At 63.6% G+C, this 13,271-nt stretch carries 16 protein-coding genes; 6 read left to right on the top strand and 10 right to left on the bottom strand.

Going from position 1 to position 13,271, the window contains the following annotated elements; all coding sequences use genetic code 11:
- Positions 1-12: 12 nt before the first annotated feature.
- From LB568_RS03060 to LB568_RS03070, 3 genes are read left to right on the top strand one after another with little or no spacing between them, the layout of a single operon-like run.
- The gene (locus tag LB568_RS03060; RefSeq protein ID WP_013896639.1) at positions 13-1,305 is read left to right on the top strand and encodes a M16 family metallopeptidase; all 1,293 of its coding nucleotides are present in this window, start codon (positions 13-15) and stop codon (positions 1,303-1,305) included.
- Positions 1,306-1,319: 14 nt separating this feature from the next.
- Positions 1,320-1,916: a GNAT family N-acetyltransferase gene (locus tag LB568_RS03065; protein ID WP_224729022.1), complete on the top strand. Its 597-nt coding sequence runs from the start codon at positions 1,320-1,322 to the stop codon at positions 1,914-1,916.
- A 2-nt stretch (positions 1,917-1,918) separates the two neighbouring features.
- Positions 1,919-4,807 carry an EAL domain-containing protein gene (locus tag LB568_RS03070; RefSeq protein ID WP_224729023.1) on the top strand — a complete coding sequence of 963 codons (2,889 nt, stop codon included), beginning with the start codon at positions 1,919-1,921 and terminating at the stop codon, positions 4,805-4,807.
- 77 nt (positions 4,808-4,884) lie between these two features.
- On the opposite strand, the gene LB568_RS03075 is transcribed toward LB568_RS03070, so the two are convergent.
- Entirely contained in the window at positions 4,885-5,493 is a 609-nt protein-coding gene (locus tag LB568_RS03075) for a YqgE/AlgH family protein (RefSeq protein WP_013896642.1), read from the bottom strand.
- Between the two features lie 170 nt (positions 5,494-5,663).
- Between LB568_RS03075 and LB568_RS03080 the strand changes: the two genes are divergently transcribed.
- The 3 genes from LB568_RS03080 (at position 5,664) to LB568_RS03090 (ending at position 7,608) form a co-directional block, all read left to right on the top strand.
- On the top strand, positions 5,664-6,470 hold the full coding sequence (locus tag LB568_RS03080; RefSeq protein ID WP_224729024.1) for a protein-disulfide reductase DsbD domain-containing protein: 807 nt from the start codon (positions 5,664-5,666) through the stop codon (positions 6,468-6,470).
- Positions 6,471-6,550: 80 nt separating this feature from the next.
- Entirely contained in the window at positions 6,551-7,033 is a 483-nt protein-coding gene (locus LB568_RS03085; protein ID WP_224729025.1) for a peroxiredoxin, read from the top strand.
- Between the two features lie 98 nt (positions 7,034-7,131).
- Entirely contained in the window at positions 7,132-7,608 is a 477-nt protein-coding gene (locus LB568_RS03090; RefSeq protein WP_140574347.1) for a DUF2938 domain-containing protein, read from the top strand.
- Between the two features lie 4 nt (positions 7,609-7,612).
- Here LB568_RS03090 and LB568_RS03095 read toward each other — a convergent pair whose 3' ends face one another.
- From LB568_RS03095 to LB568_RS03135, 9 genes are all read right to left on the bottom strand, one after another.
- Positions 7,613-7,864, bottom strand: coding sequence for a type II toxin-antitoxin system RelE/ParE family toxin (locus LB568_RS03095; RefSeq protein ID WP_318013231.1), 252 nt, complete (start codon positions 7,862-7,864; stop codon positions 7,613-7,615).
- A gap of 48 nt (positions 7,865-7,912) precedes the next feature.
- On the bottom strand, positions 7,913-8,194 hold the full coding sequence (locus LB568_RS03100) for a type II toxin-antitoxin system ParD family antitoxin (protein WP_224729026.1): 282 nt from the start codon (positions 8,192-8,194) through the stop codon (positions 7,913-7,915).
- 123 nt (positions 8,195-8,317) lie between these two features.
- Positions 8,318-8,890: a histidine phosphatase family protein gene (locus LB568_RS03105; RefSeq protein WP_140574351.1), complete on the bottom strand. Its 573-nt coding sequence runs from the start codon at positions 8,888-8,890 to the stop codon at positions 8,318-8,320.
- A gap of 37 nt (positions 8,891-8,927) precedes the next feature.
- Positions 8,928-9,458, bottom strand: a complete 531-nt coding sequence (gene rnhA, locus LB568_RS03110; RefSeq protein ID WP_013896649.1) for a ribonuclease HI — start codon at positions 9,456-9,458, stop codon at positions 8,928-8,930.
- Positions 9,455-10,417 (bottom strand): homoserine kinase, encoded by a 963-nt coding sequence (locus LB568_RS03115; protein ID WP_140574353.1) that lies wholly within the window; start codon positions 10,415-10,417, stop codon positions 9,455-9,457. Before LB568_RS03115 ends, rnhA begins: the two co-directional genes overlap by 4 nt.
- 5 nt (positions 10,418-10,422) lie before the next feature.
- Entirely contained in the window at positions 10,423-11,433 is a 1,011-nt protein-coding gene (ispH, locus tag LB568_RS03120; RefSeq protein WP_224729027.1) for a 4-hydroxy-3-methylbut-2-enyl diphosphate reductase, read from the bottom strand.
- A gap of 102 nt (positions 11,434-11,535) precedes the next feature.
- Entirely contained in the window at positions 11,536-12,291 is a 756-nt protein-coding gene (locus LB568_RS03125; protein ID WP_224729028.1) for an SURF1 family protein, read from the bottom strand.
- Positions 12,288-12,674, bottom strand: coding sequence for a DUF983 domain-containing protein (locus LB568_RS03130; RefSeq protein ID WP_224687077.1), 387 nt, complete (start codon positions 12,672-12,674; stop codon positions 12,288-12,290). Before LB568_RS03130 ends, LB568_RS03125 begins: the two co-directional genes overlap by 4 nt.
- A gap of 20 nt (positions 12,675-12,694) precedes the next feature.
- On the bottom strand, positions 12,695-13,186 hold the full coding sequence (locus LB568_RS03135) for a L,D-transpeptidase family protein (protein WP_224729029.1): 492 nt from the start codon (positions 13,184-13,186) through the stop codon (positions 12,695-12,697).
- Positions 13,187-13,271: the final 85 nt, after the last annotated feature.

Below are 13,271 nucleotides of genomic sequence, written 5' to 3' on the forward strand. Positions count from 1 at the left end.
AGTAAGAGCCATATGGGTGTTGAGGTAAGCCGTCTGTCGAACGGCCTGACAGTCGCCACCGAAACCCTTCCAAGTATCGAATCGGTTGCCCTTGGTGCCTGGGTCAAGTCCGGTGCGCGCAACGAGCGTGACGACGAGCATGGCATGGCCCATCTGCTCGAGCACATGGCGTTCAAGGGTACAAAGCGGCGAAGCGCTTTCGAAATAGCCTCGGAAATCGAGGACGTCGGCGGCGAGATCAACGCCGCCACCAGTGTCGAGACGACGTCCTACTATGCGAGGGTGCTGTCCGACGACGTGCCGCTGGCCGTCGATATCCTGTCCGACATCCTGCAGGAGTCCGAATTCGACCCGCAGGAACTCGAGCGCGAGCAGCACGTCATCCTGCAGGAGATCGGCGCCGCGCACGATACGCCCGACGATATCGTCTTCGATCGTTTCACCGAGACGGCCTTTCGCCACCAGACCATCGGCCGCTCGATCCTGGGCACGCCGGAGACCGTCAAATCCTTCACCTCCAAGCAGTTGCACGATTTCATCGAACGCCAGTATGGCGCCGAGCGGATGGTGATCGTGGCTGCCGGCGACATCAAGCATGACAATTTCGTGCGCGAGGTCGAAAAGCAGCTCGGCGGCTTCCGCAGCAAGGCCGACAGCACCATTCCGCAATACGCGCAATATGTCGGCGGCGATTTCCGCGAGGATCGCGACCTGATGGACGCGCAGATCGTGCTGGGCTTCGAAGGCCGCGCCTACCATGTGCGCGACTTCTACGCCTCGCAGGTGCTGTCGATGATCCTTGGCGGCGGCATGTCATCGCGCCTGTTCCAGGAAGTCCGCGAGAAGCGCGGCCTGTGCTATTCGGTCTATGCCTTCCACTGGGGCTTTTCCGACACCGGCATCTTCGGCGTCCATGCCGCGACCGGGCAGAGCGACATCGCGGAGCTCGTGCCCGTCATCATCGACGAGCTGCAGAAGGCCGGCGAGAGCATCCTGCAGGAAGAACTCGACCGGGCGCGCGCCCAATATCGGGCCGGGCTGATCATGTCCGCCGAAAGCCCGGCCAGCCGTGCCTCGCAGATCGCGCGGCAACTGCTTCTGTTCGGCCGCCCGATCGCCAAGGAAGAGCTGATGGAGCGCCTGTCGGCGCTGACCATCGAACGGCTGACCGACCTGTCGTCGCGGATGTTCTCGACCAAGCCGACGCTTACCGCTGTCGGGCCTGTGGGTACGCTGGCACCATATGAGGCGATCCTCGATTCGCTTCCGGGTACGCAGACCACGGCCCGCAGGCTCGCCGTCTAAGCCCCCAAAGCGTCGTGTTCGCGCTCCCTTTCTTTCGCCGTGACCTGCCGGCACTGAAGGGCGAACGCGTGACGTTGCGCGTGCCGCTGACCAACGACTATCGCGAGTGGTCCGCGGTGGGCGGCGAAAGCCGCGCCTTCCTGGAACCGTGGGAGCCGCGCTGGACGCCCGATGAGCTCGACCGCACGGCATGGCGGCTGCGCATCAGCCGTTACCGCGAGGACTATGCACAAGGAACAGCGATCGCCTTCTTCATCTTCGAGAAGTCGAGTGGCAAGCTGGCGGGCGGAATCACGCTCGGCAACATTCGCCACGGTGTCTCGCAAAGCGGCCATATCGGCTACTGGATCGGCGAGCGCTTCGGCGGCCGTGGCCTGATGACCGACGCGGTCAAGCTGGTGGCCCGCTTCGCCTTCGATACGCTGAGGTTGCACCGGATCGAAGCGGCCTGTATCCCCGACAATATCCGGTCGATCCGCGTGCTTGAAAAAGCCGGATTCCGGCGCGAAGGACTTCTTCGATCCTATCTCAGGATCAACGGCATCTGGCAGGACCACTACCTCTACGCCCGGATCGCGGACGATCCGCCGGGCGCTGGAACGAAGGACTGATTTTGACGAATTTCCTGCGAAACGGGCCGCTGTTCGCCTCTATCATCGCGACGATCCTGACGCTGTGCGCGGCTTCGTCGGCCTTCGCCGTCGAGCCGATCAAGATTGCCCGCGACGACGTCGCTCTCGACCTTTCGGGCGCCGTCGAGATCTACCGCAACCAGGGCGAGAATTTCCAGGTGTCGACCGCGCCCGGGCCGGACGGCATCGTGCGGCGCATCGAGGTCGAGGCCAACGATGCACGCTCGACCGGCGACTGGGCGGTGTTCGCACTCGCCAACACCACCGACCAGCAGCTCGACCGGCTGATCGTCGCGCCGCATTTCAGGCTGGTGAATTCCGGCATCTTCTGGCCCGACCTCGGCTCGACCCGCATCGCCGCCATCACGCCCAGCGAAGGCTTCGCGCTCGACCGCCAGACCAGCCCGGACGCCGACGTGTTTCGGGTGACGCTTAACCCCGGCACGGTGATCACCTTCATCGCCGAGCTCGCCTCGCCGAAGCTGCCGCAGGTCTATCTGTGGGATCCGGAATCCTACAAGGACTCGGTCAATTCCTACACGCTGTTTCGCGGCATCGTCATCGGCATTGCCGGCCTTCTGGCCCTGTTCCTGACCATCCTTTTCGTGGTCAAGGGAACCTCGATGTTCCCGGCGACCGCGGCACTCGCCTGGGCGGTGCTCGCCTATATCTGCGTCGATTTCGGTTTCCTCAACAAGATCATAGAGATATCGCCCGGCAACGAGCAGATGTGGCGAGCGGGAACGGAGGTGGCGCTCGCGGCGACCTTCGTGGTCTTCCTGTTCGCCTATCTCAACCTCAACCGATGGCACGGCCATTTCAGCTATGGCGCGCTGGTCTGGATCCTCGGGCTTGTGCTGATCGCCGGTGTCGCCATCGTCGATCCGGCGGTTGCCGCCGGCATCGCCAGGATATCCTTCGCCGCCACGGCGCTGACCGGGCTCGGCCTGATCATCTTCCTCGGTATACGCGGCTACGACCGCGCCATCATGCTGGTGCCCAGTTGGGTCATGGTGCTGTTGTGGCTATGCGGATCGTGGATGGCGATCACCGGCATGCTCGACAACGACATCGCCCAGCCGGCGCTCGGCGGCGGCTTGATCCTGATCATCCTGTTGATCGGCTTCACCGTCATGCAGCACGCCTTTGCCGGCGGTGCACTGCACCAAGGGCTGTTCTCCGACCTCGAGCGGCAGGCGCTGGCGGTGGCCGGATCGGGCGATACGGTGTGGGACTGGGACGTGCTGCGCGACCGCGTCGTCACCAAACCCGATGTTAGCATCCAGCTCGGCCTGGCCCCCAACAGCCTGGGGGGTGCGGCGCGCAACTGGCTGCCGGTGCTGCATGCCGACGACCGCGACACGTTCCGCACGACGCTCGACGTGGTGCTGGAGCACCGCCGCGGACGGGTGTCGCAGAACTTCCGCCTGCGCGGCGCCGACGGGCATTATCATTGGTTTGCCTTGCGCGCCCGCCCGGTCATCGGATCGGACGGCGAGGTCATCCGCTGCGTCGGCACCATGGTCGACGTCACAGAGCAGAAGAAATCCGAGGAACGGCTGCTGCACGACGCCGTACACGACAATTTGACCGGCCTGCCGAACCGCGAACTGTTCATGAACCGGCTGGAGGCGATCATCTCGATCGCCCGCACCGAGGAGAAAGTCCGGCCGACCGTATTCGTCATCGACATCGACCGCTTCAAGCAGGTCAATGACGGGCTCGGCATCTCGGCCGGCGACACCATCCTGCTCACCATCGCGCGCCGGCTGCATCGGCTCTTGAAGCCGAAGGATTCACTGTCGCGCTTCGCCGGCGACCAATTCGCCCTGATGCTGCTTTCCGAACAGGACCCTGCCCGCATCGCCGGCGTGGCCGATGCCATCAAGCATGCGATCAACAATCCGATCACCTTCGCCAAGCGCGAGATCGTGCTGACCGCCTCGATCGGCCTGATCACCTGGACCTCGGCGCAAACCTCGGCCGAGGACATGGTCAAGGACGCCGAGCTTGCCATGCATCAGGCCAAGCGTTTCGGCGGCGACAGGATCGAGCCGTTCCGCCCGGCTTTCCGCACCGTCGGTACCGACCGGCTGCAGTTCGAATCCGACCTGCGGCGCGCCATCGAGCGGCGCGAATTCACGCTTGCCTACCAGCCGATCGTACGGTTGGAAGACGGCAGCGTCGCCGGCTTCGAGGCTCTGCTGCGCTGGGACCATCCGCGCCGCGGCATGATCCCGCCTGCCGATTTCATCCCAGTCGCCGAAAGCTGTGGGCTGATCGTCCAGCTTGGGCTGTTCGCCATGCAGCAGGCCGCCGAGGATCTCGCCGGGTGGCAAAAGCAGATCGGCGACGCGCCGCTGTCGGTCTCGGTCAACCTCTCCAGCCGCCAGCTCATCCGCCGCGATCTGGTCAGCGACGTCCGCTCCGTCATCGCACGGGCCAACCTGAAGCCGCGCTGCTTCCGGCTCGAACTCACCGAATCCCTGGTGATGGACAATCCGGAACAGACCGCCCACGTGCTGACGAAGCTGAAGCAGCTCGGCATCGGCCTGTCGCTGGACGATTTCGGCACCGGCTATTCCTCGCTCGCCTATCTGACGCGTTTCCCCTTCGACACCATCAAGATCGACAAGAGTTTTGTCGACGACAGCACACCCAAGCGCGCCGTGCTGCTCAAATCCATGGTCAACATGGCGCATGAGCTCGGCCTGTCGGTGGTGGCCGAGGGTATTTCGGACGAACGCGATGCGCTGGAACTGCGCCAGATGGGCTGCGAATATGTGCAGAGCTTCATGTTCGGCGCGCCGATGCCGGGCGACCAGGTGCTGAAGACGCTGAAGGAGCAATATCCGCTGACGCAAGCGTGATGGGGTTCAGACGCGTCGCGGCCGTCCCTTCGTGGTGCAGGATGACGAAGGTGGAGCGCGTCGGTCGGCCTGATGGGTCAGGCGTGTCCAGCGGCGAGGCTGAGATGGGCGAGATCGATGCCGATCGAGGCGAGGATGCGATCGTATTTGCGCTCGATGTCGGCGTCGAACAGAAGTTCGGGACTGGCCGGGCAGGTCAGCCAGCCATTCTCGGCGATCTCGGTTTCCAGCTGGCCGGCGCCCCAGCCGGAATAGCCCAGCGCCATCAGCGCGCGGCGAGGCCCGCGACCGGACGAAATGGCGCGCAATATGTCGACGGTCGCGGTCAGGCAGATGTCATCGGAAACGGACAGCGACGATTCCACCCGGTAGTCGCCGGAATGCAGAACGAAACCCCGGCTGCGATCGACTGGCCCGCCATTGCGCACGACGAAATCGCGCGCCTGCGCGGGCAAGCGGATCGCCTCCTGCTCGTTCATGATGCCGAGCTGCACCAACAGGTCCGGAAACAGCATCTGCTGGGTCTGGTTGATGATCAGGCCCATCGCGCCTTCATCGCTGTGCGCGCAGACATAGATGACCGAGCGCGTGAAACGGTCGTCCTTCATGCCGGGCATGGCAATCAGGAACTGATCGTCGAGAAAGCCGCGTCCAGCGGCTGTCTTCTTGTGGCGCAACAAATCCATGACGGCGAGGGTAACGCGTTTCCCCGGCGCCGAAAAGATGCGCAGCAGTGGATTCGACCAAAGCCATGCCGCCAGCCCGGCATAGTTTGTCCGCAAGGGTCACGCAAATATGATATCGGCAAGGCCATGAAATCATTGCACCGCCACGAACGGACGATCAAATCACCGCCATGCAAAGCTTGAAAATCCTGTTGCTCGGCGCCGCCATCGCATCGGCAAGCATCGTTCCCGCCATAGCCTCTTCGTCAGGCTGGTACAGCAGCGAAGGCGGCAAGGTGCGGCTGGTGACATCAGGCAAGCCGGACGATGCCGGCCGCATCCAGGGCGTTCTCGACATTGCGCTCAAGCCGGGCTGGAAGACCTACTGGCGTGATCCGGGCGACGCGGGCGTGCCGCCGCAACTCGATGTTTCCGCCAGCACCAACATCACGGATGCCAAGCTGTCCTTTCCGGCGCCGCAGCGTCATGACGACGGTTATGGCAAATGGGCAGGTTACGATTATCCGGTGTCGCTGCCGGTGGTGTTCACGCTGTCGGCGATGAAGGATCAGGCCGTCATCGACGCCGACGTCTTTCTCGGCATCTGCGAAACCATCTGCATCCCCGTGCAGACGCGGCTGACCGTCGACCCCGCTTCCGACCCGGACAATGCCGAGGATGCGGCACTGGTGAAGGCGAGCTTCGCGGCGTTGCCTGCACCGGCAAGGTCCGATTTCGGCATCAATGTCCTGCCCGGCGATCATGAGACGCTGGTTGTCGAGGCGAGTTTTCCTGGCGATCCGGAGGCGGCGGATTTCTTCGTCGCCGGCGAGCGGGACTACATGTTCGGCCCCCCTTCGCGCAGCGAAAAGGACGGCAAGCTGATCTTCACCGTACCGATCCTCGACCGCCCTTCGACGACACCAACCGATGGCGGGCTTCACTACACACTGACGAGTTCGGCGGGCGCGGTCGAAGGGCTTCTGCCTTTCCCGTGATGTCCTGCCTCTAGAGTTGCAGGAAGCCGCCGAGTTCGCTACGCAGGCACGCATCCTTCCCATTCCCAAGCGAGGAACTCATGACCATTTCCGTTGGCGACAAGCTGCCTGAGGCGACCTTCAAGACGATGACCGCCGACGGCGCCAAGGCGATCACGTCAGCCGAGATTTTCTCCGGCAAGAAGGTCGTGCTGTTCGGCGTTCCCGGCGCCTTCACGCCGACCTGCAGCAACAACCACCTGCCCGGCTATATCGAGAACCACGATGCCATCCTGGCGCGCGGCGTCGACACCATCGCCGTCGTCTCGGTCAACGACGTCCACGTCATGGGCGCCTGGGCGCGCTTCACCGGCGGCGAGGGCAAGATCCTGTTCCTTGCCGACGGCAATGGCGATTTCGCCAAGGCGGTCGGCCTCGATAACGACCTTTCCGCGGGCGGCATGGGCCTGCGCTCTAGGCGGTTTTCGATGATCATCGACGACGGCAAGGTCACAGCGATCAATGTCGAGACCAAGCCCGGCGTCGACGAGTCCGGTGCGGCTCATATTCTCGGACAGCTCTGAGCTCAACGATGGCGTCGGGCGGGCGAGGCCACAGCGACCGCTCTCGCCCGACGATCGAGTTTGTAGTCCAGAAGTGACAATTTGGGGGGATTCCAACGATGTTTGACGTCTTCTGGCGCGCTGTCGCGATCGGCATCGGCGCCACGGTGCTGATGGATATCTGGGCCTTCTTCCTCCACACCGCATTCGGCCAGCCGCGGCCGAATTGGGGGCCTGTCGGCCGCTGGGTCTGGCACTTGCGCGACAAGGTCTTCCATGACGATATCGGCGATGCCGCGCCCTACGCGAATGAAGTGGCGCTGGGCTGGGCGTTTCATTATTTCGTCGGCATCGTCTACGGCATCATCCTGGTCGTGGTGGCAGGAGCCGCCTGGCTTGCGGCGCCGACCTTCCTGCCGGCTTTCATCCTGGGCATCGTCACCGTCGGCGCCGGCTGGTTCCTGCTGGCGCCTGGGATGGGTGCCGGATGGGCGGCGTCGAAGCGGCCCAACCCGATGCAGATCCGGGCACTCAACCTGGTGTCGCACATCGTGTTCGCGATTGGGCTTTGGGGCACTGCGCTGCTGATCCGCTAGAGAACTAGAACAGACGGTTCAGATCCCGCCGCCCATCCACCACACGAACGATTTCAACCCACTCAACAGGGCCATCGTCGGTGTCCGGTACCGTTTCGTAGAGCAGTACAAACGGCGACTCCACCAGCATTCGTGCGGAAGGCCTGATATCCAGTCGCCTGACACCCATGCGCGGCTGGTCTGCCAGCTGTAAGGCCCTCGCTTCCAACTGATCGTAGTAGCGGTCGGCCGCCCGTATGTTTTCGCTGCCTATCATCACGTAGATGTCGATGAGATCCGCCTTGGCTGTGGGTGACAGACAAGCCTAACGGCCATTCGGCGGGACTTCCGTCAGCTTTTGCCGAGCTTCCTTTCGCAACGCGTCGAAATCCACGGGCTCCGGTCTCCCGCTTGCTTTGCCTTCATCCCAGAGCTGCCTCAGCCGGCGGATATCGTCATGCCGCAGTTCGCGCTTGGCCAGCCAATCCCGCACCGCTTCGCGCACAATCTCGCTTGCGGTGGCATACTCGCCCCCTTCCACCGCCTCTCGCATCACTGCGGCCTGTTGCGGGGTCACGGCCACGCTCATTTTTTCCACGTTTGCCATGTTGCTTCCTATTGCTCGATGGTAGGAAATATTACTCCTATCCACACCCTTGAGCAACTCCAACGCCACCAAGAGAGCTTGCCGACCATATGCTTACGCCGGCTGAACGGGTGCGGGTCAAGACTATCTGTCGATCGGCCGCCATCCGTGGATGACTTGGCGCGCGCCGATATCGTAAGCGAAATAGTTGCCGCCGCCCGGTGGCTGGTCCGCTTCGCGGCTGATCGACTGTCCGCTGAGAGACAGCAGCAGGAGCGTGCCGACGCCGCCATGGCCGACGACGGCAATATCGCCGGCCTGCCTGGTGGCCAGCACGGCGTCGACCTCGCTCACGATGCGATGCTGGGCATCGATGGCCCGTTCCCATCCGCGAATGCTGCGGTGTGGGTTGGCGAAGAACTGGTCCGCGACCGCTTCGAACTCCGGCGGCGGCAGGAAACCTGTCGCCGACCGGTCGTTCTCATGCATCGGCTGCCTCACCTCGACTGAAAGGCGCAGATGCCTTGCCAGGATCTCGGCGGTTTCCACCGCCTTGCGCTCAGCCGACGAGACGACACGCCGGATCGGCCCGACCCATGGCTGATCGAGCATGGCAATGGCTCGCGCTCGCCCGATGTCGGACAGGCTCCATTCCGGCACCGGAACACTGGCATCGACCTGAACCTGGGGATGCGTGATGTAGACCAAGGTCGACACGGTAAAAGCTCCTGCCCGCGAGCGGATCGCCCGGCGTTCAGTAACTCTGGGTGGAGCGCCGCGCCTTGGTTGCCGCCGGCTGCTTTGCCGGCGCTGAAGGCTTCGCCGGCGCTGCAGGTTTGAACGGGCCTTTCTTGAACGGCGCCATGCCTTGCCGCGCCAATTCGTCGGCGCGTTCGTTCTCGACATGGCCGTCATGGCCCTTGACCCAGTTCCAGGTGACCTTATGGCGACGGTTGGCCTCGTCCAGCGCCTGCCAGAGTTCACCGTTCTTGACCGGCTTCTTGTCGGCGGTCTTCCAGCCGTTCTTCTTCCAGCCATGGATCCATTTGGAAATGCCGTCCATGACATATTTGCTGTCGGTATGAAGCTCGACCGTGCAGGGTTCCTTCAGCGCATTCAGCGCCGAGATGGCCGCCAGCAACTCCATGCGGTTGTTGGTCGTCTCCGCCTCGCCGCCGGAAAGCTCCTTGGTGGCGCCGTTGAAGCGCAGGATCGCGCCCCAGCCGCCGGGACCCGGATTGCCCGAACAGGCGCCGTCGGTGAAGATTTCAACGTTCTTGCTCATGCCAGCCCATATTCCGAAGCAGATTTGATCGCCCGATGGAACCGCATCCGTCTGATGTATTCGGTCGGGTCGCGTTTCATGACCAGGCCGCCATCGGGAACGGTGAGCCAGTCGTAGAGCCGGGTCAACATGAAACGCAGCGCAGAACCGCGCGCCAGCATCGGCAGCGCCGCCTTTTCCCGGTCGCTCAGGGGGCGCACGCTCTGATAGCCCTCGAGCAGTGCCTTGCCCTTGGTGAGGTTGAAGGAAAAGTCCTTCTCGAAGCACCAGGCGTTGAGGCAGGTGGCAACGTCGTAGGCGTAGAGGTCGTCGCAAGCGAAATAGAAGTCGATCAGGCCGGAGAGCTTCTCGCCGAGGAAGAACACATTGTCCGGGAACAGATCGGCGTGGATGATGCCTTGGGGTAGGTCCTTCGGCCAGTTGCGCTCGAAATCGGCGAAGTCGGCGTCGACCTCGGCCGCTAGGCCCGGCTCGACCTCGTCGGCGCGGGCGCGGGACGCGTCCCACAGCTTGCGCCAACCGTCGATCGCGAGCGCGTTGGGGCGGGTCATCGAAAAATCGGCACCGGCCAAATGGAGGGCCGCCAGCGCCTTGCCGACCTCGGCGCAATGCGTTGCCGCCGGACGCCGCAGCGAAAGCCCTTCGAGGAAGGTGATGATGACCGCAGGCCGGCCGGCCAGCGTACCGATGACGCTCCCGTCATGCGCGGTCACCGGCAGCGGGCAGGACACGCCCTTGTTGGCGAGATGCCTCATCAGGCCGAGGAAAAACGGCAGATCCGCCTTCTCGACGCGCTTTTCGTAAAGCGTCAGGATGTAGGAGCCGCTGGACGTGTGCAGCAGGAAGTTCGAATTCTCGGTGCCTTCCGCGATGCCCTTGTAGGACAGGAGATCGCCGACCGGGTAGTGCTTCAGGAAAGCGCCGAGTTCGCCTTCCGCAACATCGGTATAGACAGCCATGTATCTTACGCAGCCCCGTTGACGAAGGCCATGTCGGCCGGCGTCAATTCGACATCGCGCAATACCCGCATGACCGGGAAATCCTCCGTTTCGGTGGCCGTGATGGCCAGGTCGATGGTCACATCGAAGCGCTGGCGGAACGCGTCGATGATTTCGTCGACGATGATCTCCGGTGCCGACGCCCCAGCGGACAGGCCAAGCGTCGAGATGTTGCCGATGTCATTCCATGGAATCTCGGCGGCGCGCTGCACGAGAAGCGACATCGTGGCGCCGGCACGCTCCGCCACTTCGACAAGGCGGCGCGAATTGGAGGAATTGGGGGCGCCGACGATCAAATAGAGGTCAGCACCCGGCGCGGTATCCTTGACCGCTTCCTGGCGGTTGGTGGTGGCATAGCAGATCGATTCCGCCGCCGGCGCCTGCAGGTCGGGAAAGCGCTCCTGCAGCGCCCGGATGATACCGGCAGTATCCTCGACCGACAGGGTGGTCTGGGTGACGAAGCCAAGCGCCTTGGGGTCGGCGGGCGCAAGCCTGGCGGCATCGACCTCGGTCTCGACCAGCGTCACGGCACCCTCCGGCAGTTGCCCCATGGTGCCGATCACCTCGGGATGCCCGGCATGCCCGATCAAGAGGACATGCCGGCCGAGCCGCTGATGGCGCATCGCCTGCTTGTGGACCTTGGAGACCAGCGGACAGGTGGCGTCGAGATAGAACAGGTTGCGCGCCTTGGCATCCGCCGGCACCGACTTCGGCACGCCATGCGCGGAGAAGACGACCGGCGACTGCCGGTGTTCGGCCGGAATCTCGGAAAGCTCCTCGATAAAGACTGCGCCAAGGCTTTGCAGTCCCTCGACGACATAACGGTTGTGCACGATCTCGTGGCGGACATAGACCGGCGCGCCATATTTCTTCAGCGCCAGCACGACGATCTGGATGGCACGGTCGACGCCGGCGCAAAAGCCGCGCGGCTGGCAGAGCCGGATCGTCAGCGGAGGCTTGGTGGTTGTCTGAAGCATTAAATCCTGGCCGGTTCGTCAGCGCCGAAATGAGGTGGCTACCCCTGCCCTGTCAAGGGCAATGGTAGAAAGGGGATATTGGTAGAAGGGGTTCGGTCACCTTCAATCCTCTTTCGCGGGACGGCGAAGCCGCAGGACGAGCACGGCGGCCAATGCCGCGGCAAGCCCATACCAGGTGACAGCATATTGCAGATGGCTGTTCGGAAGGTCGATGATGGTGACGCCTCCGACCGGCAGACCGCCCGGATTCGGCGTCTTGTCGGCATCGATGAAGATCGGCACCAGGGTGTACCCCGCCGGCAGGCCGGCGCTCGCCGCCATCACGTCGCGGTCCTTCCAATAGAAGATGTTTTTCGCCACGTCGTTGTCGGGAAGCATCATCGACGGCTTTGCCGGCAGCGGATTGCGGGCAAGCCCGGTGATCGTGACCTTGCCAGTCACCTGTCCATTGGCGCGCTTGGCGGCATCCTTGAGGTCATAGGGGACGAAGCCGCGATTGACCAGGACAAAGCGGCCATCGTCCAGCGCCAGCGGCGTGTAGACGTTGAAGCCGGCCTCGCCTTCCCAGGTTGCATAGAAATGCCGCTCGCCCGAGTGCAGGAAGGTTCCGCTGACGGTGACCGGCGTGTAGTCGACATCCCCGGTGGAGGCGAATTCCTTTTCCACCTCGGCAAGCGGCCGTGGCGCCGCATGGGTGCGCTGGTCGATGGTCTGCAGAAGGCCTTCCTTCCAGTGCAGGCGCTGGACTTGCCAGGTGCCGAGCGCCAGCAGGATCAACAGCAGCACAAGGCCAAGGCCGAGTAGCAATAGAGATCGTGGCCGCGAGCGGCCACTGCCTTTGACCGAGGCCTCGTTCATTCGCCGCGATCCAGCCGGCCCTCGGCCGCCTTGTTGGCGTATTGCAGCGTCAGCAGCACGCCCTTGATCAGCCGCAGCGCGGTCAGGCACAGCACCAGGGCCATCGGAATCCAGACCAGCAGGTGCAGCCAGAGCGGCGGGCTCAGCGTCACTTCGACCCAGAGCGCCAGGCCGACAATGATGAAGCCGATGATCAGGATGACGAAGACCGCCGGCCCGTCGCCGGCATCGGCGAAGGAATAGTCGAGTCCGCAATTGACGCAGCGCTTGCCGACGGTGAGGAAGCCGGAAAACAGCCGCCCCTCGCCGCAGCGCGGGCAGCGGCCATGCAGGCCGGCCGAAATCGGCTCGATGGGAGGCCAGATCGCCTTGTCTTCAGTCATGGATGGCCCGTCACTCATGCCTATTGCCCGATCTCGATGGGTGTCCCATCGGCCACCTTTGCCCAGATTTCGTCCATGTCCGAGTCCGTAACGGCAATGCAGCCGTCGGTCCAGTCGACCAATTGAAGCAGCCAGCCCCACCAGCCGAAACCGTTTGGCTGGCCGTGGATCATGATCATGCCACCGGCGTCGACATTGCGCGCCTTCGCCGCCGCCAGATCGTCGGCATTGGGATAGGAGACGTGGATCGACTTGTAGGCGATGCTGTTCGGGTTGCGCCAGTCGAGGATATAGCGCCCCTCGGGCGTGCGCTGATCGCCCTCCTGGTGCTTGTGGCCGACCGGAGCGCCACCGAGCGCGATGCCGTAGCTGCGCACCACCTTGCCGTCGCCGATCAGTTCAAGCCGCCGTTCCGCCTTGTGGACACGCACCAGATCGACCTTCTCGGCGGCAGGGGCCGGGAATGCCAGGAGGATGAATGCGCAAATCGCCCAGGAAACCGTCCGCCGCATCGGCAATCGATCGGCGATCATTGCGCCGAAAACAAGAAGGCGCCGAAAAGAAGAAGGGGGGAGCGTCGCCGCGGCCGCCTTCCCG

It is taken from the genome of Mesorhizobium sp. B263B2A (assembly GCF_020165775.1).
GTDB lineage: Bacteria > Pseudomonadota > Alphaproteobacteria > Rhizobiales > Rhizobiaceae > Mesorhizobium > Mesorhizobium opportunistum.

Coding starts and splice junctions, on each gene's coding strand:
- LB568_RS03135 (WP_224729029.1), bottom strand. CDS start 13,186: ATGCGGCGGACGGTTTCCTGGGCGATTTGCGCATTCATCCTCCTGGCA.
- LB568_RS03090 (WP_140574347.1), top strand. CDS start 7,132: ATGTTTGACGTCTTCTGGCGCGCTGTCGCGATCGGCATCGGCGCCACG.
- LB568_RS03080 (WP_224729024.1), top strand. CDS start 5,664: ATGCAAAGCTTGAAAATCCTGTTGCTCGGCGCCGCCATCGCATCGGCA.
- LB568_RS03060 (WP_013896639.1), top strand. CDS start 13: ATGGGTGTTGAGGTAAGCCGTCTGTCGAACGGCCTGACAGTCGCCACC.
- LB568_RS03125 (WP_224729028.1), bottom strand. CDS start 12,291: ATGAACGAGGCCTCGGTCAAAGGCAGTGGCCGCTCGCGGCCACGATCT.
- LB568_RS03075 (WP_013896642.1), bottom strand. CDS start 5,493: ATGGATTTGTTGCGCCACAAGAAGACAGCCGCTGGACGCGGCTTTCTC.
- LB568_RS03095 (WP_318013231.1), bottom strand. CDS start 7,864: ATGATAGGCAGCGAAAACATACGGGCGGCCGACCGCTACTACGATCAG.
- rnhA (WP_013896649.1), bottom strand. CDS start 9,458: ATGAGCAAGAACGTTGAAATCTTCACCGACGGCGCCTGTTCGGGCAAT.
- LB568_RS03085 (WP_224729025.1), top strand. CDS start 6,551: ATGACCATTTCCGTTGGCGACAAGCTGCCTGAGGCGACCTTCAAGACG.
- ispH (WP_224729027.1), bottom strand. CDS start 11,433: ATGCTTCAGACAACCACCAAGCCTCCGCTGACGATCCGGCTCTGCCAG.
- LB568_RS03130 (WP_224687077.1), bottom strand. CDS start 12,674: ATGACTGAAGACAAGGCGATCTGGCCTCCCATCGAGCCGATTTCGGCC.
- LB568_RS03100 (WP_224729026.1), bottom strand. CDS start 8,194: ATGGCAAACGTGGAAAAAATGAGCGTGGCCGTGACCCCGCAACAGGCC.
- LB568_RS03115 (WP_140574353.1), bottom strand. CDS start 10,417: ATGGCTGTCTATACCGATGTTGCGGAAGGCGAACTCGGCGCTTTCCTG.